Source organism: Arthrobacter sp. Y3221048, assembly GCF_059092685.1.
Genome location: NZ_JBNHHX010000001.1, coordinates 223,114 through 246,220 on the forward strand (window position 1 = coordinate 223,114; position 23,107 = coordinate 246,220).

At 68.1% G+C, this 23,107-nt stretch carries 22 protein-coding genes; 10 read left to right on the forward strand and 12 right to left on the reverse strand.

The window, feature by feature from the left end:
• Positions 1 to 50: 50 nt before the first annotated feature.
• The 6 genes from ligM to AC5RVS_RS01070 all read right to left on the reverse strand — a co-directional run bounded on the left by ligM (position 51) and on the right by AC5RVS_RS01070 (position 5,843).
• Complete coding sequence (gene ligM / locus AC5RVS_RS01045; RefSeq protein WP_494106769.1) at positions 51 to 1,457, reverse strand: vanillate/3-O-methylgallate O-demethylase; 1,407 nt, start codon at positions 1,455 to 1,457, stop codon at positions 51 to 53.
• Between the two features lie 100 nt (positions 1,458 to 1,557).
• Complete coding sequence (locus tag AC5RVS_RS01050) at positions 1,558 to 2,247, reverse strand: GntR family transcriptional regulator (protein WP_494106770.1); 690 nt, start codon at positions 2,245 to 2,247, stop codon at positions 1,558 to 1,560.
• Positions 2,248 to 2,298: 51 nt separating this feature from the next.
• The gene (locus AC5RVS_RS01055; RefSeq protein WP_493988708.1) at positions 2,299 to 3,261 is read right to left on the reverse strand and encodes a VOC family protein; all 963 of its coding nucleotides are present in this window, start codon (positions 3,259 to 3,261) and stop codon (positions 2,299 to 2,301) included.
• Positions 3,258 to 4,427 (reverse strand): 4-oxalomesaconate tautomerase, encoded by a 1,170-nt coding sequence (locus tag AC5RVS_RS01060; RefSeq protein ID WP_494106771.1) that lies wholly within the window; start codon positions 4,425 to 4,427, stop codon positions 3,258 to 3,260. Before AC5RVS_RS01060 ends, AC5RVS_RS01055 begins: the two co-directional genes overlap by 4 nt.
• Positions 4,417 to 5,112 carry a 4-carboxy-4-hydroxy-2-oxoadipate aldolase/oxaloacetate decarboxylase gene (locus AC5RVS_RS01065; protein ID WP_493988706.1) on the reverse strand — a complete coding sequence of 232 codons (696 nt, stop codon included), beginning with the start codon at positions 5,110 to 5,112 and terminating at the stop codon, positions 4,417 to 4,419. The genes AC5RVS_RS01060 and AC5RVS_RS01065 overlap by 11 nt, the downstream gene beginning before the upstream one ends.
• The gene (locus tag AC5RVS_RS01070; RefSeq protein ID WP_494106772.1) at positions 5,109 to 5,843 is read right to left on the reverse strand and encodes a PIG-L deacetylase family protein; all 735 of its coding nucleotides are present in this window, start codon (positions 5,841 to 5,843) and stop codon (positions 5,109 to 5,111) included. Before AC5RVS_RS01070 ends, AC5RVS_RS01065 begins: the two co-directional genes overlap by 4 nt.
• 194 nt (positions 5,844 to 6,037) lie before the next feature.
• Here AC5RVS_RS01070 and purU point away from each other — a divergent pair, with 194 nt between their 5' ends.
• The gene (gene purU / locus AC5RVS_RS01075; protein WP_494106773.1) at positions 6,038 to 6,937 is read left to right on the forward strand and encodes a formyltetrahydrofolate deformylase; all 900 of its coding nucleotides are present in this window, start codon (positions 6,038 to 6,040) and stop codon (positions 6,935 to 6,937) included.
• A 114-nt stretch (positions 6,938 to 7,051) separates the two neighbouring features.
• Here purU and AC5RVS_RS01080 read toward each other — a convergent pair whose 3' ends face one another.
• Both AC5RVS_RS01080 and AC5RVS_RS01085 read right to left on the reverse strand, forming a co-directional pair.
• The gene (locus tag AC5RVS_RS01080) at positions 7,052 to 8,404 is read right to left on the reverse strand and encodes an aminomethyl transferase family protein (protein ID WP_494106774.1); all 1,353 of its coding nucleotides are present in this window, start codon (positions 8,402 to 8,404) and stop codon (positions 7,052 to 7,054) included.
• A gap of 75 nt (positions 8,405 to 8,479) precedes the next feature.
• Entirely contained in the window at positions 8,480 to 10,150 is a 1,671-nt protein-coding gene (locus tag AC5RVS_RS01085) for a CocE/NonD family hydrolase (RefSeq protein ID WP_494106775.1), read from the reverse strand.
• A gap of 235 nt (positions 10,151 to 10,385) precedes the next feature.
• Here AC5RVS_RS01085 and AC5RVS_RS01090 point away from each other — a divergent pair, with 235 nt between their 5' ends.
• The 6 genes from AC5RVS_RS01090 to AC5RVS_RS01115 all read left to right on the forward strand — a co-directional run bounded on the left by AC5RVS_RS01090 (position 10,386) and on the right by AC5RVS_RS01115 (position 16,076).
• Complete coding sequence (locus AC5RVS_RS01090; RefSeq protein ID WP_494106776.1) at positions 10,386 to 11,156, forward strand: ABC transporter ATP-binding protein; 771 nt, start codon at positions 10,386 to 10,388, stop codon at positions 11,154 to 11,156.
• Positions 11,156 to 11,866, forward strand: coding sequence for an ABC transporter ATP-binding protein (locus AC5RVS_RS01095; protein WP_493988700.1), 711 nt, complete (start codon positions 11,156 to 11,158; stop codon positions 11,864 to 11,866). The genes AC5RVS_RS01090 and AC5RVS_RS01095 overlap by 1 nt, the downstream gene beginning before the upstream one ends.
• Positions 11,867 to 11,869: 3 nt before the next feature.
• The gene (locus AC5RVS_RS01100) at positions 11,870 to 12,754 is read left to right on the forward strand and encodes a branched-chain amino acid ABC transporter permease (RefSeq protein ID WP_493988699.1); all 885 of its coding nucleotides are present in this window, start codon (positions 11,870 to 11,872) and stop codon (positions 12,752 to 12,754) included.
• Entirely contained in the window at positions 12,751 to 13,782 is a 1,032-nt protein-coding gene (locus tag AC5RVS_RS01105; protein WP_494106777.1) for a branched-chain amino acid ABC transporter permease, read from the forward strand. Before AC5RVS_RS01100 ends, AC5RVS_RS01105 begins: the two co-directional genes overlap by 4 nt.
• Before the next feature lie 58 nt (positions 13,783 to 13,840).
• A complete protein-coding gene (locus AC5RVS_RS01110; protein WP_494106778.1) occupies positions 13,841 to 15,112 on the forward strand; it encodes an ABC transporter substrate-binding protein in 1,272 nt (423 codons plus the stop codon).
• Positions 15,113 to 15,299: 187 nt separating this feature from the next.
• Positions 15,300 to 16,076, forward strand: a complete 777-nt coding sequence (locus tag AC5RVS_RS01115; RefSeq protein ID WP_494106779.1) for a VOC family protein — start codon at positions 15,300 to 15,302, stop codon at positions 16,074 to 16,076.
• Between the two features lie 72 nt (positions 16,077 to 16,148).
• On the opposite strand, the gene AC5RVS_RS01120 is transcribed toward AC5RVS_RS01115, so the two are convergent.
• A complete protein-coding gene (locus AC5RVS_RS01120; protein WP_494106780.1) occupies positions 16,149 to 17,867 on the reverse strand; it encodes an amidase in 1,719 nt (572 codons plus the stop codon).
• Positions 17,864 to 18,910 carry an agmatine deiminase family protein gene (locus tag AC5RVS_RS01125; RefSeq protein WP_494106781.1) on the reverse strand — a complete coding sequence of 349 codons (1,047 nt, stop codon included), beginning with the start codon at positions 18,908 to 18,910 and terminating at the stop codon, positions 17,864 to 17,866. The genes AC5RVS_RS01120 and AC5RVS_RS01125 overlap by 4 nt, the downstream gene beginning before the upstream one ends.
• Before the next feature lie 98 nt (positions 18,911 to 19,008).
• Between AC5RVS_RS01125 and AC5RVS_RS01130 the strand changes: the two genes are divergently transcribed.
• On the forward strand, positions 19,009 to 19,653 hold the full coding sequence (locus tag AC5RVS_RS01130) for a TetR/AcrR family transcriptional regulator (RefSeq protein WP_494106782.1): 645 nt from the start codon (positions 19,009 to 19,011) through the stop codon (positions 19,651 to 19,653).
• Between the two features lie 84 nt (positions 19,654 to 19,737).
• Here AC5RVS_RS01130 and AC5RVS_RS01135 read toward each other — a convergent pair whose 3' ends face one another.
• Both AC5RVS_RS01135 and AC5RVS_RS01140 read right to left on the reverse strand, forming a co-directional pair.
• A complete protein-coding gene (locus tag AC5RVS_RS01135) occupies positions 19,738 to 20,142 on the reverse strand; it encodes a VOC family protein (protein ID WP_493977066.1) in 405 nt (134 codons plus the stop codon).
• Between the two features lie 9 nt (positions 20,143 to 20,151).
• Entirely contained in the window at positions 20,152 to 20,592 is a 441-nt protein-coding gene (locus tag AC5RVS_RS01140) for a helix-turn-helix transcriptional regulator (RefSeq protein ID WP_494106783.1), read from the reverse strand.
• Between the two features lie 351 nt (positions 20,593 to 20,943).
• Between AC5RVS_RS01140 and AC5RVS_RS01145 the strand changes: the two genes are divergently transcribed.
• Both AC5RVS_RS01145 and AC5RVS_RS01150 read left to right on the forward strand, forming a co-directional pair.
• Positions 20,944 to 22,140, forward strand: coding sequence for a M14 family zinc carboxypeptidase (locus AC5RVS_RS01145; protein WP_494106784.1), 1,197 nt, complete (start codon positions 20,944 to 20,946; stop codon positions 22,138 to 22,140).
• Positions 22,141 to 22,306: 166 nt separating this feature from the next.
• A complete protein-coding gene (locus AC5RVS_RS01150; RefSeq protein ID WP_494106785.1) occupies positions 22,307 to 23,056 on the forward strand; it encodes a TMEM175 family protein in 750 nt (249 codons plus the stop codon).
• Positions 23,057 to 23,107 lie beyond the last annotated feature (51 nt).

Sequence of the window (23,107 nt, forward strand, 5' to 3'; positions counted from 1 at the left end):
GGCCGGCCCATCGCGGTGGGCACATGACGGACCTGTTCTGGTCCCCCGGCTCAGACCGCCTGGGCGGTCCGCCAGCCGCCGCGGTATTCCTTGCGGGCGGTCACGGAGTAGGGTGCGGGGCTGACCACGGCCCGGACTTCCAGCTGCCGGTGCGGTTCCACGGTGGTCTTGCGGGTGCCGCCGTCGGGTTCGCCCCAGACCACGTTCACCTCGGTGCCGATCTCGACGTCGGGGTTGACCGTGGCCAGGGACAACGCCCGCCGCTCGTTGGCGCTGTAGCCGGTGAACAGGGACAGGCCCACGTTCGTGCCGCCGGCGTCGACAATCGAGTCGTAGTTCGAGGAGCCGTAGTTGGCGTTGGGCAGGTCGAAGTACTTGTAGGGCGTCCCCTCCGTGTCGAACAGCGAGGCGAAGATCTTGGTCATGTCCTCGGCGTTCCAGGCCAGCGTGACCTTCTTCCGCTGCGCCTGGGGGTCGATCTTCTCCAGCGCCTCGCGGCCGATGAAGTCGTGGTCGAACTTGACGAAGGATCCGTAGCCCAGCTCCCACGGGTTCAGGTAGTAGTCCTCGATATTGTTCGAGACGAAGCTGCCGGCCACGGCGTTGACGGCCTCGTAGCTGTCCGCACCCAGCCATTCCCGGTACGGGCGAAGCTCTTCCCCGGAGTAGATGGCCGGCAGCGGGGACGGAATCCAGCCCGATTCCAACGTATTGGACGAGTAGGCCCGGGCGCCGACGGCCAGCAGGCCGAACTCCCGGCCGGCGTCCAGGATGAACTCGCGGACGCGGTCGTAGGACTCGTATGGCCCCCAGAGCTCCAGTCCCGGAGCCCCGGCCATGCCGTGGCGCAGCGTGCGCACCTGTGCCCCGGCCACCTGCATATGGTCCATGCTGAAGAATTTCAGCTGCTCCACGGTGCCGCCGTTGAGCTTCTCGATGACCTGCCACGCGTTGGGACCCTGGATCTGGAACCGCCAGTACCTGCGCTGCACCGGCTTGCCCATCGGCCGCGACGGCGACCGCCGGTCCACCTCCAGCTCCACGTCGTACCCGCCGGTCTGCCCGTGGAAGAGCAGCCAGTTGGCCGCGGGGGAACGCCCCACGTAGACGAACTGGTCCTCGGCTTCATGGAAGAGGATGCCGTCGCCGATGACATGTCCGGACGGCGTCGTCGGGACATACTGTTTGGCCCTGTTCACCGGGAAGGTGGCCACCGAGTTGATCGCGGTGTCGGAGATCAATCTCAGCGCATCCGGGCCCTTGATGAACAGGTTGTCCATGTGGTGCGACTGGTCGTAAAGGACGGCGGTCTCCCGCCAAGCCCGGACCTCGCTGCGCCAGTTGGTGAATTCGGGTGCCACCACCGGATAGACATAGGCGCCGATCTGCGAATTGCGCAGCAGCTCCACCGTATTGCCGGCCTGGTCCAGGACGTCCTGCAGGTTCTGTGCACTCATGATTCCCCTATCCCCGCCGGCCGGGGCCGGCGTCTCTTCCATGCCTCCGTTGGCGGAAGGCATGCTGTTCGATTGCGGGCGTCAGGGGAACCGGCGTTTCTTAGCGGCCGGGGTCCTCGGCCGCCCGCATGATGGCATTGGCAACGCTCTTGAGGTGCTTCTCCATGGCTGCGGCGGCCCGTTCCGGATCCTTGGCGCAGACCGCGTCCACAATTTCCAAGTGTTCGGGCAGCGATACGGCGGGCCGCCCCGGCTGCATGGCCAGCCGGAATTGGAAGCGGACGCTCTGGCCGCGCAGGCGCGCGATCAGTGCCGCCGCCGTTTCGTGCCGGCTCAATTCGACGACCCTGCGGTGCAAGGTCTTGTTGAGGTCCGAATACTTCAGCAGGTCGCCGGCGTCCACGGCCTGGCTCATGGCCTCGCCCAGCGCCTGGAGTTCCTGCACGTCCTCGTCGGTGACCTGTTCGGCGGCCTTGGCCGCGCAGATGGCTTCCAGGGCGGCACGGACCTCGGTGATCTCCACCGCTTCCTCCACCGCGACCGCGCGCACCCGGGCGCCGCGGTTCTGGATGCGCTCCACGAGCCCCTCCAGCGTCAGCTCCGCCAGCGCCGCCCGGACCGTGGCCCGGCTGGCATGGTACTCGGCGCAGATATCCGCCTCCACCAACCGCTGGTTGGGCACGAGTTCGCCCCGGTCGATCGCCCTCTTGAGCCCGGCGACGACGGCGGCCGAGTCGGTTGATCGGGGTACGGCAGTCTGGCTGGCGGTGCTCACGGGAGGTTGCTCCATGCTGGATAGTGTGCTGACAAAGTTGTTGCCAATAACCTAGCCCATCGGTTCTCAGTGCGTGTCCGGAACCTCGACGGGCGGTGTGCCGTGGGTATGGAACGTCGAGATGGTCTGCATCCCCCAGGCCTGGCCCTTCTTCCGTTCCGTCTCGGTCCAGACCACCGGCTCCCAATCCGGCGCCAGCAGGAGCCGCGCGCCGGCATTGGCGAACTCGATGCGGTTTCCGCCCGGCTCGTAGACGTACAGGAAGAACGTCTGGTTGATGGTGTGCTTGTGCGGGCCGGACTCGATGTGGATGCCGTTTTCCAGGAAGATGTCGGCGGCCTTGAGGATGTCTTCACGTGTGTCCGGGGCGAAAGCGATGTGGTGCAGCCGGCCGGAAGCCCCCAGGTTGTCCGCCGAGTAGACCAGGTCATAGGACTTCTGGCCGAACCGGAACCAATGGGCCGCGATGCGTCCGTTGTCCAGCCGGATCAGTTCGCTGTCCTTCAGGCCGAGCACTTCGGCGGAGAACTTCGCGTTCTCCTCCACGTTGGCGGCCAGGTAGTTGATGTGGTCGAGCCGGCGGGCGTTGACCCCGTGGCCGGGGAAGCGGGAGGCCTGGTTCTTCAAGGCCGGCTTGTCGTCCGTGGCCCGGTACCACTCGGTCTCGTAGTAGACGGACATCGGGTGGCCATCCGGGTCCGTGAAGTGGAACGACGGTCCGACACCGAATTCCCCGTCCCGCCACTGACCGCCCTGCCCGGACTCCCGGATCGAAGCGACCAGCCGGTCCAGCGCCTCGGGTGAGGCCGCCCGGTGCGCCACCAGCCCGACGCCGGAGGCCTGGCGCGGGGTGAGCTTGATGCTCCAGTTCTCGTAGTCGTCCCACGTTCGCAGGAAGACCGAGTCCCCGGCGCGGCCGATCTCCCGCATGGCCAGCAGGTCGTTGAAGAACCAGTAGCTCTCGTCGAATTTATCCGTGAACAGTTCGATGTTGCCCAGGTGGGCGATATCGCGGTGGTGGGGTGTCATGGTCTTCCTTCACTTGGTTGCTGGGCCACCCGGTCTCGGGGAAAGACGGTGCCGTCGAACAGCTTTCGCGCCGTCCGCAGCACCGTGGAGGAAGTGGTGGTGATGCCGGCGGGGCCTTCGGCCAGTTCCGCGCCGACATCCAGGTAGCCGGTCGGGTGTTCCAGCCGCAGCGGCCTCCCGTCCGCGGGAAGCCGGGCCAGTTCGTGTCCGACGGCGTTCGGCAGCTGGATGCCGGCCGCCACGGTGGTGCCGCCGAGCACGCCGATGGACGTGTGGCAGCGCACCGGCAGGAAGCTGCGGGTGTTGACAGTGCCCCCGTTCCGCGGTGCGGAGAGCAGTACCAGCTTCGGCACGGTCTTGCCGGACACGTCCCCCATGCCCATCAGCTTCGCCGCCTCAACCCGGATCCGGGCCAGCCGGTCCGCCAGGGCGGTGTTGGCTTCCAGCTCGGCCGGGTCCTCGTAGCCGGTGACCCCGAGATCGGCCGCGCGCAGCAGGACCGAGGGCATGCCGTTGTCCACGCAGGTAACGTCGACGCCGTCCGCCACGTCCGTCTCCTGCCCGGTGGGCAGCAGCGCTCCGGTGGAGGAGCCGGCCGTGTCGGCAAAGTCCAGGGTGATCGGGGCGGCGGTACCGGGCACGCCGTCGATGGCCGCGTCCCCTCGGTAGTCCACCCCGCCGCCGGGCGTCGGGAAGGTGGCGGTGGCCATGCTGTCCGAATTCACCATTCGGATGCGCACCGCCGTCGTGCTTCCCTGCGCCGGGAGCAGGCCGCGTTCGACGGCGAAGGGGCCGACGCCGGCGAGGATGTTGCCGCAGTTTTGGCTGTCCGTGACCGTCGCCTCGTCCACGGCGACCTGCAGGAACAGGTAGTCCACGTCGGTCTCTTCACCGGCCGACGGCGAAATGACCGCCACCTTGCTGGTCAGCGGGTGCGCCCCGCCGATCCCGTCGATCTGGCGGGCGTTCGGGCTGCCCATGATCCGCAGCAGCAGGTCGTCGCGCTGGGCAGGATCCGCCGGCAGGTCTTCGGCCAGGAAGTAGGCGCCCTTGGACGTGCCGCCGCGCATCAGCATGCAGCGGACGCCGTCCTCGTGGTCCCCGCCGGCGCCGAAAGGTGCACCCGCGCCCATGCGCCGGGCATCGCCGCCGTGATCAGCCGTCATAGTCCTCGGCCGCCACGTACTGAACGCCGAGCTTCTCCAGCAGCGGCCGCAAACCGTAGTAGTCCAGCCCCAGCGTCCCCTCCTGGAACCGGGACCGGGTCTTCTCTTCCTTGTCCAGGCGCGCCTGCGAAGCCTCGATCGCTGCCGGTGCTTCCAGCCGCGGCACGCAGACCACGCCGTCGTCATCGGCCACGATCACGTCGCCGGGCCGGACCGTGACCCGGCCCAGGGTAATGGGGACGTTGACCGCGCCGGCGCTCGCCTTCACCGTGCCCTGGGCGTGGACGGCCGCCGACCAGGCGGGGAAGCCCATCGCCTGCAGTTCGGCCACGTCGCGCACCCCGGTGCTGGTGACCACGCCGCGGACGCCGCGGTACTGCAGGGCGGTGGCGAACAGTTCGCCGAACAGGCCGTCGGTGCATTCGGAGGTTGTGGTGACCACCAGGATGTCGCCGGGGCGGCACTGCTCAATGGCGGCGTGGATCATCAGGTTGTCGCCGGGCCAGCAAAGCACGGTGACGGCGGTGCCGGCCACCCGGGTGCCGGACTGGATCGGCCGGAACTGCGGCCCGGCCAGGCCGGTGCGGCCCATCGCCTCGTGGACCGTGGCGACGCCGAAGCCGGCGAGCGCGTTGGCGTCGGCCAGGTCGGCGCGGGGCGGGTTGGTGACGATGACGTTTTTCATGCCAGCGTGCCGGTCACTTGGGGGTAGTAGCGCATGTAGGCCTCGCCCTTGGTGTCCGTGGGGAAGCCGAGGTTGGGGCCGGCGTTGCGTTTGACCTGCACGCCGCGGCGGGTCGCCAGGTCCGTGTAGTAGTCCCACATGTGCTGCTGCGCCGGCAGGCATTCCATCGCCTTGCGCTTGGCCGGGAAGGCTTCGGTGATGTCGAGCAGCACGTTGGGCTTGAAGTCGCTTTGCTCCGGCTGGTGCGGTTCGAAGAAGAACACCGGCGGGGCGCCCAGCGGGTCGCCCGGGGCGTCGTAGCCGATGGCCTGCGCCAGCACCCGAGCGTCCAGCGCCATCCGGGCCGCGGCCGGGTGGTCCCCGTTGTAGGGGTCGGCCAGCGGATGGGTCAGCACCACCGTGGGCTTGACCTCGCGGTAGATCTTCACCAGCTCGTCCACCAGTTCCCGCGTGGGCACCAGCGGATAATCGCCGGCGTCCAGGAACCGGACCTCGGCCCCCAGCGCGGCGGCAGCGTTCTCCGCCTCCTGCCGGCGGAGCGCCTTGATCTCTTCAAGCTTCTTGCCTTCGCGCCAGGCCTTGGCGGACTCGCCGCGTTCGCCGTAGGACAGGCACACGACGACGGCGCGCTCGCCGCGCTGTGCCGCGGCAGCGATGGCCCCGCCCGCCCGCCACACAAAATCTCCGGCGTGCGCGCTGACCACCAACAGGGCCGGCTCGGTGTCGCTCAACAGTCCTCCCGGTGTCGTTGTCCTAGGGGAAGTCAACCACCGGGAACCAGAATCGTCAACAATTCTGGTTTCACTTCCCGAAGGCACACAGCATCGGCAAAATCGTCCCCTATGGACCTCCGTCTCCGGGCCGCGGGCCTGCTAAGTTATTGGCAACAAATTTGTCGCTGCACCGGCCGACGAATCGAGACGCAATGAGCACCTACCCGCAGAAGCCCCCGGCGGCAGGCGCGCCCTCGGCAGAGGACCAGGGTCGACTGATCGTTCAGGGCACCGACCGGCCGGGCATCGTCGCCAGCGTTTCCACCCTGCTGACCGAGGCCGGCGCCAACATCGTCTCGCTCGATCAGCACTCCACCAATCCGGAAGGCGGCCGGTTTTTCCAACGCACCGTCTTCCATTTGCCCCATCTCACGGCCCGGGTGGAGCAATTGGCGCACAGCCTGGAGCAGCAACTGTCCGGCGACCCCGACCTGTCGTGGCGGCTGGTGGAAGTCAGCCGCCAGAAGCGCGTGGCGATCTTCGTTTCCAAGTCCGACCACTGCGTGCTGGACTTGCTCTGGCGGCAGCGGCGCGGCGAGCTGCCGGTGAACATTGCCATGGTTGTCTCCAACCACCCCGACCTCAGCTCGGATGTCCGCCAGTTCGGGATCCCCTACTTCCACGTGCCGGTGGACAAGGAGGACAAGGCCGCGGCGGAGAGGCGCCACCTCGAGCTGCTGAAGGGGAACGTCGACCTGGTGGTCTTGGCCCGGTACATGCAAATCATCTCGCCGGGCTTCCTGGAGGAGGTGGGCGTTCCGGTGATCAACATCCACCACTCGTTCCTCCCCGCCTTTATCGGCGCGGCGCCCTACCGCAAGGCCAAGGAACGCGGCGTCAAACTCATCGGAGCCACGGCCCACTACGTCACGGAAGACCTGGACGAGGGGCCGATCATCGACCAGGACGTCATCAGGGTCTCGCACAGCGATTCCGCCGAGGACCTCGCCCGGCTGGGCGCCGACGTGGAACGCAGCGTCCTCTCCCGTGCGGTGATGGCACACTGCGAGGACCGGGTGCTGCGCGACGGCAACAGCACGATCGTGTTCTAGGAGCCGCCGGCGCGGCCCGGCTCCCGTTCGTGTTCTAGGCGCCGCCGCCTCAGCCCGGCTCCCCTTGCTGCCTCCGATGGCCCGTTGACCATCGACGGCGGGGGCGCGTCAGGGTCAGGAGCGGTAGGCCTTCCGCGCGAAGTCGGCGTACGGCACCGGGGCGACCGTCGCCCGGATCTCCACCTGGCGGTGCGGCTCGACCTGGGGCTTGCGGGTGTTGGGTTCCTCGCCCCAGAGCACGGTGACTTCAGTGCCCGGTGCGCTGTGCCGCTTGTCCAGGGTGGCCAGCGAGAGGAAGGCCTGCTCGTTGGTCGCATAGCCGCAGTCGAAGGACAGGCCGGCGGGCTCTCCGCCTGCCAGCACCTGGTCCACCTGGTAGAACGCGTAACGTGCCTTGGGCATGTCGAAGTACTTGGCCGGCAGCCCGTCCTCGCCGAGCGACTTGAACACGCTGGCCACGTCGTCGCTGTTCCAGACCAGGGTGACCTTTTCGCGGGCAGGGTTCTCCCGCATCCGCTCCAGGGCCTCGCGACCGATGAAATCATGGTCGAAGGAGACCACCCGGCCGTAGTTCAGGTCCCATGGCGTCAGGTAGTAATCCTCGATGTCCGGAGAGACAAAGCTTCCGCCGAGCGACCCGGCGGACGCGAGCGGCAGCCACGTCCGGTATTCGGCGAGCCGGTCCCCGCTGAAGATGGCAGGCACCGGCGTCGGGACCCACCCGGAGCCGAGCGGGGACGTGGAGTAGGCCTTCGCCCCCACTTGGCGCAGCTCGAACTCTTCACCCGCCTCGAGGATGGCCTGGTGGACGCGTTCGCCCTCCTCCCACGGGCCGAAGATCTCGAACCCGGCCTGGCCGGCGATGCCGTGCCGGATCGCCCGGACCCGGCAGCCCGCGATCGTGAAGTCGGTCATGTGGAAGAACTTCACGTCGGGAACCGGGGAACCGATGAGCTTCTCCACCAGCGGAAGCGCCTGCGGCCCCTGCAGCTCATACCGGTAGATCTTCGGGTTGCCCTTGCGGACAAGGGAGTTGCCATCGCGCTCGGCGGTCGCGTCGTACCCGCCCTTCTCCAGGTGGAACTGCACCCAGTCCAGGACCATGTGGTGGCCCACCAGGTTGAAGCTGTCCTCGGCCAGGTAGGCCAGGATGGCGTCGCCGATCAGGTGGCCGTCCTCGTTGACCGCAACGAACTGCTTCGCGGTGTTCGGCCTGAAGTTCGCAAACTTGTTCACGCCCAGGCCGCTGAGCAGCGTCAGGGCGTCCGGCCCGTTGAGGTACAGGTCTGTCATGTGGTGGGACTGGTCCAGCAAGGCGACCGACTGGTCCCAGGCACGTTGCTCCGACCGCCAGTTGGTGAACTCCGGCTGGATCGGAAAGACGATGGGAAGCGCGGGCAGGTTCCGCAGCAGCTCCACCGGGTTTCCGGTGCGCTGGATGGCGTTTTCGAGGTTTTCGGCAGGCATGTCGCTCTCCATTCCGTGATCTGGTTCTGCGGCCGGGGCCGCCGGCTCGCGGCGTGGGCGGCGGCCGCCTGTTTTTTAGCCGGAGGTTTCGGTGAACACCGGGATCACCAGGTGCGAGGCGGACTGCCCGCCGGTGTGGATGCGGTGCTCCCCGCGGTTGACTAAGTCCTCGTGGCGGGCGTAGAGGTCGGGCTTGGGGTAGCGCATGACGTCGGACCCCTGCACCACCAGGACCAGGGTGTCCTCGGCCTCGAAGCGGGTACCGGAGGGCAGGATCTCGATCTCCAGCCGGACCGGGCCGTCCTGGGGCAGCGGCAGGGCCCGCCGGTGGGCCAGCACCGGCAGGTAGTCGGTGGAGCGGTCCGGATCGAGTTCGCGGTGGGAGGCGCGCTGCCAGCCCACGGCGACGGGGCCGTCGTCGAAAATGGCGTAGTAGGGGAAGCCGACCACCGTGCCGTCCCGGCCCTTCTTGAACAGTGCGACGAAGACGTCCATGTCCTCGGCGTCCGAGGCCGACAGGAAAAGCACGGCCTTGGCGTGGCCCACGAGCATGGTTTCCTCGTAGAAGGCCAGGCTGAATTCCGCCCGGTGCGGCCGCAGCCCGCTGGCCAGCGAGTCGTAGCCGGCGGTGCCTTCCGCCGCGGGCGGCTCGTCCGCGAGCGCACCGCCAGCGGCATCCAGGTAAAGGGTGCGGTACCGGGTCTGCGGCGGCGGCCATTCCGCGGCAGCATGGGTGCTCCCCTCGTAGTAGCGGTCCCGCACCTCCAGCCGCACCGGCGGCCAGTCCGCCAGGCCGCTGTCCCGCCCGTGGAGGAAGTGGTCGAAGAAGATCCGCTGCTGCTCCACCATGTCGGGGCGGTAGTACTCTGCCCACTTCTTCCGGCCGTGCACGTAAAGCCATTTCCGCTCGGAGGCGATCCGGCGGAAGCCCTCCAGGGTCCCCCGCGTGTGCAGCCCCTGGTCCGACCAGCTGGCGACGACGAACGCCGGGACGGTGACCTTCTCCAGGTCGGCGCTCTTGGACTCCCAGAAGCGGTCGTAGAACGGATGCGCGGCCGTTTCGGCTTCCAGGTCTTCGATGGGGCCGGTGGCATACCCCCAGCGTTCCCAGATGTAGGGCCAGAACCACGTTTCCGGGATGCCGCCGTGGCGGGCAACTTCCCGGTAGGTGTCGGTCCAGCCTTCCCAGGGGTTGATCGCGGCAAGGTGCGGCGGGTTCAGCTCCGCCACGCGCCACTGGGACACGGTCAGGTAGGAGACGCCGGACAGCCCGACCTTGCCGTTGCTCCATTCCTGCCCGCCGGCCCACTCGATCAGGTCGTAGAAGTCCCTGGCTTCTTCCGGAGAGCAGTAGGTTGCCGCGCCTTCCGAGTACCAGGTGCCCGGGATGTCGGCCACGACGACGGCGTAGCCGTGCGGCACCCAGTAGGCGGGATCTGGCGCCTCGAAGGTCGTCAGGTCGCTGGTGCAACCGGCCTGCACTCCGCTGGTGGGGCGGACCACGCCCAGCTGCTCGGTGATGTGCTTTCCGTACGGCGACCAGCTGACCAGCGGAGCGGCGGGCTCCGCGCCGTCGGGCCGGTACACATCCACGCGGATCACCGCGCCGGACGACGCGGCCACGGCGACGTCCCGCTCGATGACCATGCCCGGCAGATGTTCGGTCCGCGGCTGTGGCGGACGTCCGCCGCGCTCTTCGGGAGCATGGCGGTGTCCCCTGAAGAGATAAGGGATGGAGCCAGACATCGTGTCCGCCTTTCCCCGGTGCAGCCCTGGCAGCCGCCGAACGCCTGTTGTTTCCCTGCCTTACGACGGCGGCCATAACGTTCCCGTAACCACCTTGACATGAGATAGATCACATCGTTAGCTTCAATGTCAACATTCTTGTTAGCACCAGCCGGCCAACGGCGCCGGAATTGAGCAGTCTCCCGCCTCCAGGAAGCGTTGAATCCATGTGGCGTATGGCAGAGAGTGTGCGGCCATGACGGCCAGGCTGACCGTCGAGGATGTTTCTCTGCACTTCGGCGGCATCAAGGTGTTGGATTCAGTTTCGTTCGAGGTGGAACCGTCGACGGTCTTCGGGCTCATTGGCCCCAACGGCGCCGGCAAGACGTCTTTGTTCAACTGCGTCAGCGGACACTACAAGCCGTCGTCGGGGTCCATCGGCATCGACGGCGCGGACGTCCTCTCCCGGGCACCGTCCGCCCTGGCGCGGTTGGGGCTGGCCCGCACGTTCCAGCATCCCGCACTGCAGCTGGACAAGACGGTGCTGGACAATGTGCTCCTCGGCGGCCACTCGCGGCTGTCCGGCGGCGCGCTGTCCTGGGCGCTCCGGCTCCCGCATGCCGTCCGCGGCGAGCGCACGCTCCGGCGGCAGGCGCATGACGTTCTTGCGCGGTTGGACCTGGACTGGGCCACCCACCTGCCGGCCGGCGAGCTGGCCCACGGCTTCCGCAAGCGCGTGGAGTTGTGCCGGGCGCTGCTCAGCCAGCCCAAACTGCTGCTGCTCGATGAGCCGGCCGCCGGGCTATCCCACGCGGAAGTCGAAGACCTGATCGGCTGGATCAGGAACCTGCGCGTGGAATTCGAGCTGACCATCGTCGTCGTCGAACATCACATGGGCCTGATTTCCGCGGTGACGGACCGCCTGGCCGTGCTCAACCAGGGGCGGAAGCTGGCGGAGGGCACGGCGGCCGAGGTCCGGCAGGACCCGCGCGTGATCGAGGCTTATCTCGGGCAGGGGGCGGCGTAATGGGCCTCCTCGAACTCTCCAACGTGCGCGCCTGGTACGGCCGGGCGATGGCGCTGCACGGCATCAACCTGAGCGTGGCCGACGGCGGTGCGACCGGCATCCTGGGTGCCAACGGCGCCGGCAAGACCACGACGCTGCGCACCATCAGCGGGATGGTCAAGACCAGCGGGGACATCACCTTCGAGGGCCGCAGGATCACCGGGATGCGGCCTGACCAGGTGGCCCGGCTGGGCATTGCCCACGTGCCGCAGGACCGCGGCACCCTGGCCAACCTCAGCGTGCAGGACAACTTGCTGGTCGGTGCTTACCGGCGCAAGGACCAACGCGGCGTCGCCGCCGACCGGGACCACTACTTCGACCTCTTCCCGCAGCTCGCGGCGCGGAGCAAGACACCCGCCGCCGCGCTGTCCGGCGGCGAGCAGCAGATGCTCGCGATCGGCCGCGCCTTCATGTCCGGCCCCAAACTCGTGCTGCTGGACGAGCCATCCCTGGGGCTGGCGCCCAGCACCGCCAGCCAGGTCTACGAAGCGATCACCAAACTGCGCACCGAAACGGGGTTGTCCATGGTGGTGGTGGAACAGAACGCCGCCCTGGCGTTCTCCATCGTGGACGAGGCCACGGTCCTGGAAACCGGGCACACCGTGCTGTCCGGACCGCGCGAAGAGCTCATGGGCATGGACGCCATCCGCAAAGCGTACCTGGGAGGGTGAGCCATGGATTCACTGTTCCTGCAGCTCATCATCGACGGCCTGGGCAACGGGGCCATCTACGCCGCCCTGGCGCTGGCCATCGTGCTGGTGAACCGGGCCACCGGGCTGATCAACTTTGCGCAGGGCGCCATGGCGGTCTTCTCCACCTTCCTGGCCTGGACCCTGTGGCAGGCGGGCGTACCGCCGGCGCTCGCCATTCCCCTGGCCATCCTGGTCTCCGCGCCGCTGGGCGCCGGGGTGGAACGCCTGATCATGCGGCGCTTCGAGCGAGGGCTGCCCGACACCGCCATCATCGTCACGGTCGCCCTGCTGGTGCTGTTCACCGGGCTGGCCGGCCTGTTCTGGGGCTACAACTCCCAGCAGTTCCCCTCGCTCTTCCCGCTGGGCACCTTCCAGGTCGCCGGGGCCTTCATCAGCTATCAGTCGCTGGGCAACATCGTCGTGCTGCTGCTGGTGGTGCTGGCCCTGCAGCTGCTGTTCAAGAAGACCAAGCTCGGCCTGGCCCTGCGGGCGGTGGCGGACAACCCGGAGTCCAGCGCCCTCTCGGGCATCCCGGTGGGCCGGCTGCTCATGGTGGGCTGGGCCCTGGCCGCGGTGCTGGGCGCCATCGCCGGCGTGCTGATCGCGCCGAAGGTCTTCCTGTCCCCGCACATGCTGGACCAGGTGCTGGTCTACGCCCTGGCCGCCGCCATCCTGGGCGGCCTGAACAGCCCGCTGGGCGCGGTGGTTGCCGCCGGCCTGATCGGCGTGGTGGAGAACCTCGCCGGCGCCTACATCGGCTTCATCGGCGATGACCTGAAGATCGCCGTGCCGCTGGTCGCCATGTTCATCGTGCTGCTGGTCAGGCCCCAGGGCCTCTTCGGGCAGAAAGAGGTGGTGCGGGTATGAGGCGCCAGGTGTTCGCCTCGCGCTGGTTCCGGATCGCGGCCACCGTCGTCGTGCTGGTGGTGGCGGTCCTGGCACCGCTGCAGCTCATTCCGTATGTGAACTACCAGCTGACCGTGGTGGCCGCCTTTGCCGTCGCGATCCTGGGGCTCAACCTCGTGACCGGTTACGCGGGGCAGATCTCGCTGGGCCAGAGCGCGTTCGTGGGGCTGGGCGCCTACGTCACCGCGTATGGCGTCACCGAGGGCTGGCCGGTGCCGCTGACCTTCGTGCTCGCCGCCCTGATCCCCGCCGTCGTCGGTTTCCTGGTCGCCCTTCCCGCGGTCCGGCTGCGCGGCGTGTCGCTGGCCATGGTCACCATCTCGCTGCCGATCATCGCGGACCGGCTGGCCAAGCGGCTGGCCGATTTCACCGGCGGCTCCGTCGGCATCACCGTGCAGTGGATGAACGCCCCGGACTGGAGCGGCCTCGCCGACGATCAGTGGCGGTACTACGTGGTGCTCGGCATCGCCGCCGTGTTCTTCCTGCTGGCGGCCAACCTGACCCGTGGCCGGATCGGGCGGGCCTTCGCCATCGTCCGCGAGAACGAGGCCGTGGCCACCGCGATGGGCGTCTCCAACTACCGGTACAAAGTCCTCGCGTTCACCGTCGCGTCCCTGTACGGCGGGATCGCGGGCTTCCTCTACCTGGCCGCCGTGCAGTACATGTCCCCCGCCACCCTCAGCTTCGTGGTTTCCATCAACATGCTGGCGGCCATGATCATCGGCGGGTCGGCCAGCATGGTCGGCTCCCTGCTCGGCGGGCTCTTCTTCGTTTTCATTCCGGTCCTGGCCGGGCAAATCGACCCCTCCCACACGCCGATCATCTACGGCGCCGCCCTGCTGGTGATCCTGTTCCTGGCCCCCGGCGGGCTGGTGACCCTGCCGGCGCTGCTGCGGCGAATGCGCCGCAAACGCACCGAGCCGGAGGCCGCCATCAAGGCTCCGGACACCGGCCCGGAAGTCCATACCCCGACCACCACAGCGATGTGAGCCGGCAGGGGCAAGCATTTCGATCCAGCACAAGGCCCACAAGGCTAAGGAGAAAACAATGCGAACACGGCAGATCGGACGCGGCGCCAAGGGTGCCCTGGCCGCCGCGGCAGCCCTCGCCATCACGCTCAGCGGATGCGGCCGGGGCGACGGCGGCGGCTCGCCCGAGGGCAGCCCGGGCGCTACCGAGGGCGGCGCAGCCGAGCAGGGCATTACCGACACCAGCATCCTGCTCGGCAGCACCACCTCGCTCAGCGGTGTGGCCGGAGCGCCGGGCAGTTGCCTGGTCGCGGGCATGGAGGCCTACTTCGGCGCGGCCAATGCCGACGGCGGCGTGGAATTCGGCGACGGCAAGACCCGCACAGTGGAACTCAAGGCGTACGACGACGCCTACGATCCCGGCCGCGCCGTGGCGAACTTCCGGCAGATGATCGCCGAGGGTGTCTTCGCCAACGTCAACGGCCTGGGTACCCGGACCAACCTGGCCGTCATGCCGGTGGCCACCGAGGAAGAGTTCCCGCAGGTGTTCGTGGCCTCCGGAGACTCGGTGTTCAGCGAAGACCCCGAGGCCAACCCGTGGACCATCGGCTGGATGCCCACCTACTACGCCGAAGGCAACTCGTTCGGCAAGTTCCTGGTGGACTCCGGCGACGCCGTGACCGTCGCCGTGCTGGAACAGAACGACGACGCCGGCAACGAGTTTGTCGCCGGGCTAGAGGACGCCATCGAAGGCTCGGAGGTGGAGATCGTCCAGCGGGCCACGTTCGAGCCGGGCGACCCGACCGTCGACGCGCAGATGGCCCAGCTGGCGGACAGCGAGGCCGACGTCTTCTTCTCGGCCAACACGGTGCCGGCGCTGACGGCGTCGTCGATGGTCCGCGCCCAGGACCTTGGCTGGACCCCGTCCATCTTCCTGGCAGCCGTCGCCGCCAACGAGCGGGACGTCCTGGAACCGGGCAATGCCAGCGCCTTCCCGAACGTGTACAGCACCGGCTTCACCAAGCAACCCACGCAGACCGACGACGAGGAAGTGAAGCAGTTCCTGGCCGACATCGAGGAGTACGCCCCGGATACCGCCGACCAGATCATCCCGCACTGCCTCTGGGGCTACGCCACCGCGGCCACCCTCGAGGAGGCGTTCAAGAACATGGCCGAGCCGACCCATGAGGCCCTGATGGAAGCGGTCCGCAACGTCAAGGACTTTGAGCCGCCGCTGCTGCTCGACGGACTGAGCGTGGACACCACCACCAACATGGCCCCGATTTCCGAGGTGCAGGTCCAGGAGCACACGGGCGAGGGGTACGTGCCCGCGGAGTCCTTCACGCCGTGACGCGATCACGCCGACGGCGCCGGTTCCGCCATCCACGCATCACGACGGCGGTGCCGGCGCCTTCGCGTGCGCGGCGCCTTGGGGTTTGCGTCGCCGGCTTCCGGCGCCGGTTTCCATTGCCGCCGTCGCCGGCCCCGGGTAGGCTCGCGCTTGTTTCCACCCACCCCCCGCGGAACAGGAGCCAGCCATGCCCAAGCCCACCATCGCCCCCGGTGCACCCTGCTGGGTGGATTTGATGACCTCCGATCCGGAGAGAGCCAAGCAGTTCTATACCGAGCTTTTCGGCTGGACGTATGAGACCGGAGACCAGGAGACGTACGGCGGCTACATCATGGCCTTCAAGGACGGCAAAACCGTTGCGGGCATCATGCAGAGCCAGGAGGCCGGCAACCCGGATACGTGGAGCACCTACCTGCGGGTGGACGACATCGACGCCATCACCCGCATCGCCGCGGCCCACGGCGGCCAGGTGCACATGGAGCCGATGGATGTCCCGGAGCAGGGCAAGATGGGCATGATCGCCGACCCGGGAGGGGCCGCCGTCGGCCTGTGGGAATTCGCCGGCCATACCGGCTACCAGCTGGCCGCCGAGCCGGGCTCCCCCGCCTGGCACGAACTCTTCACCCGCGACTACCCCGCCACCGTGAAGTTCTACCAGGACGTGTTCGGCTGGGACACCGACGTCATGAGCGATACCGACGAGTTCCGTTACATTACGCTCGGCTCCGGCGACACCGCGGCGGCCGGCATCATGGACGCCGGCGCCTGGCTGCCCGAAGGCGTCCCAGCGCACTGGCGCATCTACTTCGCCGTCGAGGACACCGACGCGGCTGTCGACAAGGCCACTGCCCTGGGCGGGAGCGTGGTCCAAGCCGCCGAAGACACGCCCTTCGGCCGCGTCGCCACCCTGACCGACCCGACCGGCGCCATGTTCCTCGTGGTCCAGGCGCTGCCGCAGCCGTAGCCCTCCGGATTGCGGCGTTTCGTCAGGGGAGGGGTGGACGTCGAACCCGCCCCTCGTTGGCTGGTCCTGCCTTCAGCCCAGCCGCGGGGTCCGGGGCGGCTCGGTGCGGCGGACGCCGGTCACCTCGAAGGCGGCCGCCACGGCCAACAGTGCGTTGTCCTCGTAGGCCCGCCCCGCGAAGGTGAGTCCCACGGGCATGCCGATGTCCGCCGTCGTGCCCATGGGCACGGTGACGGTGGGAATGCCCATGTGGCGCGGGACGAGATTCCCGTTGGCCACCCAGACGCCGTTGCGCCAGCCGAGGTCTGCCGAAGCCGGGTTAACGTCCATGTCCGCGGGGCCGATGTCCGCCACCGCAGGGAAGACGACGGCGTCCAGCGCGTGGTGGTCCAGCCAGGCTTCCAGGTCCACACGGCGGGTTTCCTCGAGTCCGCGCACTCCCTCCGCGAGATGGGGGATGTCGGTAACCGAGCCAACGCCGTGTTCCCGCACGTGCGCCGGATAGGACGCGATGTCGTCGAAATCGTCGTAGGGGTCCGGCAGGGCTCCGGGCGGATGCGGAAAAATTTGCGACCCATCCACGTCGGCCAAAGTCCGAAGCGCCGGGTCCCCGTTGGCCGCGAGGAAGTCCTCCCACGCCCACGCGGAGAGATCCAGGATCTCCCGCCGCAGGTACTCCGCACTGACCAGGCCGCGGGTGCCGATTTTCGCGGCACCTGGCCGGTCGCCCTCGTAGTTGGAGACGACCGGGAAATCCACGGGAACCACCTCGGCCCCCGCGGCCTCGAGGTCCCGGCGGGCGGCTTCCCACAGCTCGATGACGGACGCCCGGGTCTCGATCCGTTGCCCGGTGGGACCGCCGATGCCGGGGTGTTTGCTGGTGCCGGCATCGGGGTCGGCGTTGATGTACATGCGGGGCACGCCGAAGCGTTTTCCCTGCAGCGCGTCCCGTGCCTGCTGCAGTCCGCGGGGCGCCAGGCCCGGGTAGGAGGCGGGCCGGACCGACGAGGCGGCGGGGATGGGAACCCAGGGCTGCAGGCGCCAGAAGTCGCCGCGCGTTTCGGGGTCGTCCGCCACGATCACGTCCAGCACCTCCAGCAGGTCGGCCATGGTCCGGGTGTGCGGCACCACCACGTCCATGGTGGGAACCAGCGGCCAGTTGCCCCGCACCGAGATGATGCCGCGCGACGGGGTGTAGGCGCACAACGCGTTATTCGACGCGGGCGCCCTGCCGCTGGACCAGGTCTCCTCGGCGAGGCCGAAGGCGGCGAAACTTGCCGCCGTCGCGGTTCCCGATCCGTTGGATGAACCGGAGCCGAAGGCGGCCGTCAGGAAGTCGGGGTTGTAGGGGCTTTCGGCACGTCCGTAGAGACCCCGCTGCATGCCCCCGTTGGCCATCGGCGGCATGTTGGTGAGTCCCAGGAGCACCGCCCCTGCCGCGCGCAGCCTTTCGATGGCGAACGCGTCGCGCCGGGCCACCAGGTGCTCGAAGGCGGGCGAGCCTGCGGCGGCGGTGAGGCCTTGGGCCAGGTAGCTGTCCTTCGCCGTGTAGGGAATACCGTCCAGCGGTCCCAGGGTTTCTCCGCGGGAACGCCGCCGGTCGGAAGCGCGGGCGTCCGCGAGCGCCTCGGGATTCATGACGACGACGGCGTTCAACCGGATGCCGCCGTGGTCGTAGGCGGCGATGCGTTCCAGGTAGGCGTGCGTGAGTTCCTCGCTGGTCGCCTGCCCCGTTTGCAGCGCCTCGCGCAGCTGCGCAATCGAGGCCTCCACCACGTCAATCCGGCTCATCCTGCCGCCTTCGCGCCGAGCTTGGGTTGCTGCTGCGTGATGCAGTGTATTCCGCCGCCGCGGGCCAGTATCGGCCGCGCGTCCACCGTGACCACGCGGCGGCCGGGATAGGCCTCGGCGAGGATTTCGGCTGCCAGCGCATCGGCGCGTTCCTCCCCGTAGCCGCAGGCAATCACGCCGCCGTTGACCGCCAGGTGGTTGACGTAGCTCCAGTCGACGAATCCTTCCTCGTCCTTCAGGGTGTCCGGGGCGGGCAACTCAACGATGTCGAACGGCTTTCCTGCCGCGTCGATCTGGGTCTCGAAGAAGGACCGCAGGGACCGGCTGACGTCGAAGTCGGGGTGTGCCGGGTTGTTTTGCATATGCAGCAGGATCCGTCCGGGCGAGGGCAGGGTGGCCACCATGTCTATGTGCCCGCGCGTGCCCAGGTCCTCGTAGTCGCGGGTCAGTCCCCGGGGTACCCACACGGTATGCGTGGCGCCGAGGGTGCGGGCCAGTTCCGCCTCAACCCGTCCCTTGTCCGCATACGGATTCCGATCAGGATCGAGCTGCACGGTTTCGGTCACTAGCACCGTCCCCTCGCCGTCAACGTGGATGGCGCCGCCTTCGTTCACCAGCAAGGAGGTGACGAGTTCGGCCTGGGCCTGCGCGGCGACAAAACTTCCGATGCCGCGGCTCTTCTCCCACTCGGCCCAGGCCGGCGCGCCCCAGCCGTTGAAGGTCCAGTCCACCGCTCCGAGCACGTCCGGCCGCTCGTCGTCGACCACGAAGGTCGGGCCGATGTCCCGCATCCAGAACTCATCCAGCAGTTCCTCGAGCCGTTCGATGCCGCTGTCCAGCATGCGGCCGGCGCGCTTCCGTTCCGCCGGGTCGACCACCATGACAACGGGTTCGAACTCCGCGACGGCATGCGCCACCGCGGCCCAGGCACCGTACGCTTCCTCGGCCGACGCCGCATCCGCGCCCAGCGTCAGGCCGGCCCGGGGGAACGCCATCCAAGTGCGCTCGTGGGGATCGGTTTCCGCCGGCATTCTCCAAGCCACAGGGGCCTCCGTCTCGTGAGGAACAGGAAGGGACGTCCGACCCGCCTTGTTGATCGCATGATCAATAATGCAGCGAAGCTACTCTAGACTGTTCTGTGATGTCAAGCACACCCAAACGCACTCCGCGCAAGGCGCCCGCCGAGCGGGCCGCGGAAATCGCCGAAGCGGCCCGGGCCATCGGGCTCGAGCAGGGCCTTTCCGCGATCACCCTGCGCAACGTGGCGGGCAGGGCCGGGGTAGCCCCGGGCCTGGTGGCGCACTACCACCCCACCATCGATGTCCTGGTGGCCGGCGCCTTCACCTCCATCGTGGCCGCGGAAATCAATGAGGTGTCGGCCATGGTGGCAGGGCGGCCCACGCCGCGGCAGGGCCTGAGCCTGCTGCTCGACACGCTTTTGGACGACCGCCGGCTCGATGTCACGGCGGTGTGGGTGGAAGCGTGGTCCTTGGGCCGCCGCAACGAGGCGCTGGCAGTGAGCGTGCGCGCACAGATGGATGCCTGGCAGGCGGTGATCCGGGATCTGCTCGAGGCGGGCGTTGCCGCCGGTGAGTTCACGACGCCGGACGCGGAAACCGTGGCCTGGCAGGTTCTGGGCATGATCGACGGGCTGAACGCCCAGGGGCTGGTGCGCTGGAACGGCGTCAACGACCGGCACACCCACCTCGCCCGTGCCGTGGAAGTGATGGTCGGAGCGGCCCCGTCTTCGCTGCTGCCGCACGCGGCGCCCGTCGCGGACAAATAACCCGCGGCCGCCTACCGGCGTGCAGGACGACGGCCGCCGCGCGCCGTGGGAGGTGAGCGGCCCGCCGTCGTTCCGGGTGTTGGGTTACTTGTCCTGGTTGATGCGGATCATGTTGCCCGATGGGTCCCGGACGGCGCAGTCCCGCGGTCCCCACGGCTGGTCCATGGGTTCCTGCAGGACCTCTGCCCCGATCGATACCAGCCGTTCGAACGCAGCGTCCAGGTCATCCGTGCGGAACACGAGCATGGGAAGGACGCCCTTGACCAGCAACTCCTGGAGCTGGTCGCCGTCGGCCTGCGAGCGCCCGGCATGGGGTGCGGACAGCACCAGCTCCAGTTCGGGCTGGTCGGGGCTGCCCATGGTGATCCAGTGGAAGCCGTCGTTGGCGACGTCGTTGCGGACCTCAAGCCCGAGGCCGTCCCGGTAGAACGGGATGGATTCCGCGGGATCGTTCACGGTGATGTTGCAGTACTGGAGTGAAATAGTCATGCGGCAAAACTACGCCGGGGCCGGAGTTGCCGCTTCTTCGATCCTGCTCGATCTCGGGTCGACGGGCCGGGTGAGCAGCTTCGCGATGCACGGCGGCATGGCCTCGGCCGCCGGATGCTCCCGGCTGCGATAGGCGCTGGGGGTTTCGCCCACCAGTTGGGTGAACCGCGTGCTGAACGATCCCAGCGAGGTACAGCCCACCTGCATGCAGGCGTCCGTGACGCTCGTACCGGCGCGCAGCAGCGCCATCGCCCGCTCAATCCGGCGGGTCATCAGGTAGTTGTACGGCGTCTCCCCGTAGGTGGCCTTGAAGCGGCGCGAAAAATGCGCGGGCGACATCAGCGCCTTCGCCGCCATCGTCGGCACATCGAGCGGCCGGGCAAAGTCCCGGTCGATCAGGTCCCGCGCCCGGCGCAGATGCGCCACGTTGGCCAGCTCCTCAGGAGTCACACGTTGAGGTTAGCCCCAACCCGCATCGGCGGGTAGCCGTGCGGCGACGGCAGGGTCGGCGCGTGCTTTCCCGGCCCGGATGGCAGCCATCGCGTGCTTTCCCGGCCCCCGGAGGGCGGCCAGCGCGTGCTCTCCGGGCCCCCCGGAGGGCAGCCATCACGGGCAGTTGGACATCTCTGCCGCAATTTCGGATCGGTACGCCCGAATCCGACCCTGAACTCTGGCGCAATCCCGGGAACCACGGCTAGCGTCTCGTTACCGGCAGTTCTCTCGGGCTGTCGATCCCGCCAGCGCAGCCGCATTACCCGGCTGCGCTGGCGCATGAATCGCTCAACCTTTGGAGGACATGCAGTGACGCACCAGCCCAAGAGCACCACCAACCACAGTTCGGCCAAGCCCCGGCGCTACCGCAGCCTGGCCGCTGCGGCGGCCCTCGCCGTCGTCATTCCCTTTAGCGCCGCCACTCCGGTCCTTGCCGATGCCAACTTCCCCTCTACCGAGGGCAACACCAATACCGCCAGCATCCTGACGTATGACGACCTCGTGAAGGAACTGCGGAAGCTGGAAAAGAACAGCCGCTTCGGCGTGGACGCCTTCACGCTCGAAGAGGCCGGCACGCAGGTCAACAAGTCCGAGCAGGGCCGCGACCTCTGGGTGGCCACCGTCGGCACCGGCGCCGAGCATGTGTGGATTCAGGGCCGCATCCACGGCAACGAACCCTACGGCACCGAGTCGATCCTGTCGCTACTGAAGGACCTGGGCACCAACGGTTCGGCGGACTATCAGCTGTTGCGCGAGAAGTTCACCTTCCACTTCATCCCGATGTACAACCCGGACGGATCAGAGGCAAACATCCGCCACACGGTTCTCTGGGACCAGGCAGCCGATCTGCCGGAGTTCGGCGCCAACGGGCGGGAACAGCGGATCGACCTGAACCGGGACTGGACGCCCACCGGATTCGTGGCCAACGAGTCGCTGGCCTTCTACGAGTACTGGACCGACGTGAAGCCGGCCTACGGTATCGACATCCACCACCAGGGCCTGAAGAAGGAATGGGGCACCGGCGACGACGTCACGCTGTCCTTGGGCATCTCGCTGGCCCCGGGCGGTCCGACCCTGCCGGGGATCAAGGACGGCGCCTACGACGAACTGACCCGCCAGATGCACGTCCACGTCTACGACGAACTCTCCAAGTACGGATCCATCAACATGGACCGCTACCAGGTGGGCAACGGCCTGGAGATCGACATCAAGGGCGGCGTGGTCTCGGCGATGATGCTCGGCCTGGACTATCAGGGCATGAACCCGGAGGGCCACTCCAACCCGGTGGTCTTCTTCGAGACTTCCGGCAACACGTCGGACGGCAGCCTCGGCCAAAAGGCCAGGGGCAAGAGCGTCCAGCAGAATCTGCTCGCCATGAAGGAACTGCTCCTCGGCCTGGCCACCGGCGAAGTCCAGCAGGAGGACGCCGACCGCTGGGAGGAGATCCCGCATCAGCCGGTCACCGGCTACAACACCGACTACGCCGGGACCATCCCGATCCCGTAGCCGGCCTCGCCAGCAGTGGCGCGGTGCTTTGCCGCGCTGCGCCACTGCGCCAACAACGACGCCGGTGCAAGCACACCAGATGGCCGCAGTCCCGACCAGAGGCGGGCGCCGCCGTCGCGCCTTGCGCCCATTGCATAGTGTCCACGGTTTGCGCCACGCTGATCTCGTGGCACAACCCCGGGACGGCGAACCGCCCGCACACGGCGCGGGCCCCGAAGACTCCGCGGAACGTTCCGAACCGCTGGAGCGCAATTCCGCCAGGTTGGCCCGGGAGTCCCCCGAGTTTGACCGCGGCATCGGCTTTTACGACGTAATCTACGGATTCGCCATCACGCTGCTGATCACCAACCTGGATGCTCCTTCGCCGGAGGCATGGCAAGACCTCCGGTCGCTGGCGGGCTCCGGCCTCGTGCATCAGCTTGCCGGTTTCATCCTGAGCTTCGTGGTGATCGCCGTGTTCTGGCGGATGAACCTCCGCCTGATACAACGGCTCTCGGCTCTTGATTCCGCAACGACGACGGCGAACCTGGTGGCGGCCTCATTCGTCATCCTGATTCCGTTCACCACGCAGGGCATCAGCGACCCCGAGACGTCGTCCTTGGAACTGTCGACTGTGCTGTACGCGGCCAACCTTGCGCTGGCGGCCTTGGCCCAGCTGGCCATGTTCGAGATCGCCCGCCGGAACCGCCTCGAGATCGAGCCGATGCACCGCAGGCAACATCGGGCGTTCGTGCTCGATTCCCTCGTCCCGCCGCTGGTCTTCGCGATTTCGATTCCGGTGGCCTTCGCCGCAGGCGGGACAGCAGGAAAGCTCACCTGGGCCTCGCTCATCGTGCTGGGGCCGCTTTCGGGCAGGCTCGCCGCGCGGGGAAGCCGGCGGCCAACGGCTGATGCACGGCGGAAGGAGCGCCGGTGACCAAGAATTCCTACACGGACTGCCGGAACTTTCCGACCCCTGGCCCGTGAG

Bases quoted from the DNA above. Each gene is read 5' to 3' on its own strand.
- AC5RVS_RS01050 (WP_494106770.1), bottom strand. From the start codon at position 2,247: ATGGAGCAACCTCCCGTGAGCACCGCCAGCCAGACTGCCGTACCCCGA.
- AC5RVS_RS01090 (WP_494106776.1), top strand. From the start codon at position 10,386: ATGACGGCCAGGCTGACCGTCGAGGATGTTTCTCTGCACTTCGGCGGC.
- AC5RVS_RS01095 (WP_493988700.1), top strand. From the start codon at position 11,156: ATGGGCCTCCTCGAACTCTCCAACGTGCGCGCCTGGTACGGCCGGGCG.
- AC5RVS_RS01060 (WP_494106771.1), bottom strand. From the start codon at position 4,427: ATGACGGCTGATCACGGCGGCGATGCCCGGCGCATGGGCGCGGGTGCA.
- AC5RVS_RS01100 (WP_493988699.1), top strand. From the start codon at position 11,870: ATGGATTCACTGTTCCTGCAGCTCATCATCGACGGCCTGGGCAACGGG.
- AC5RVS_RS01130 (WP_494106782.1), top strand. From the start codon at position 19,009: ATGTCAAGCACACCCAAACGCACTCCGCGCAAGGCGCCCGCCGAGCGG.
- AC5RVS_RS01085 (WP_494106775.1), bottom strand. From the start codon at position 10,150: ATGTCTGGCTCCATCCCTTATCTCTTCAGGGGACACCGCCATGCTCCC.
- AC5RVS_RS01055 (WP_493988708.1), bottom strand. From the start codon at position 3,261: ATGACACCCCACCACCGCGATATCGCCCACCTGGGCAACATCGAACTG.
- AC5RVS_RS01110 (WP_494106778.1), top strand. From the start codon at position 13,841: ATGCGAACACGGCAGATCGGACGCGGCGCCAAGGGTGCCCTGGCCGCC.
- purU (WP_494106773.1), top strand. From the start codon at position 6,038: ATGAGCACCTACCCGCAGAAGCCCCCGGCGGCAGGCGCGCCCTCGGCA.
- ligM (WP_494106769.1), bottom strand. From the start codon at position 1,457: ATGAGTGCACAGAACCTGCAGGACGTCCTGGACCAGGCCGGCAATACG.
- AC5RVS_RS01115 (WP_494106779.1), top strand. From the start codon at position 15,300: ATGCCCAAGCCCACCATCGCCCCCGGTGCACCCTGCTGGGTGGATTTG.
- AC5RVS_RS01065 (WP_493988706.1), bottom strand. From the start codon at position 5,112: ATGAAAAACGTCATCGTCACCAACCCGCCCCGCGCCGACCTGGCCGAC.
- AC5RVS_RS01135 (WP_493977066.1), bottom strand. From the start codon at position 20,142: ATGACTATTTCACTCCAGTACTGCAACATCACCGTGAACGATCCCGCG.
- AC5RVS_RS01120 (WP_494106780.1), bottom strand. From the start codon at position 17,867: ATGAGCCGGATTGACGTGGTGGAGGCCTCGATTGCGCAGCTGCGCGAG.
- AC5RVS_RS01105 (WP_494106777.1), top strand. From the start codon at position 12,751: ATGAGGCGCCAGGTGTTCGCCTCGCGCTGGTTCCGGATCGCGGCCACC.
- AC5RVS_RS01080 (WP_494106774.1), bottom strand. From the start codon at position 8,404: ATGCCTGCCGAAAACCTCGAAAACGCCATCCAGCGCACCGGAAACCCG.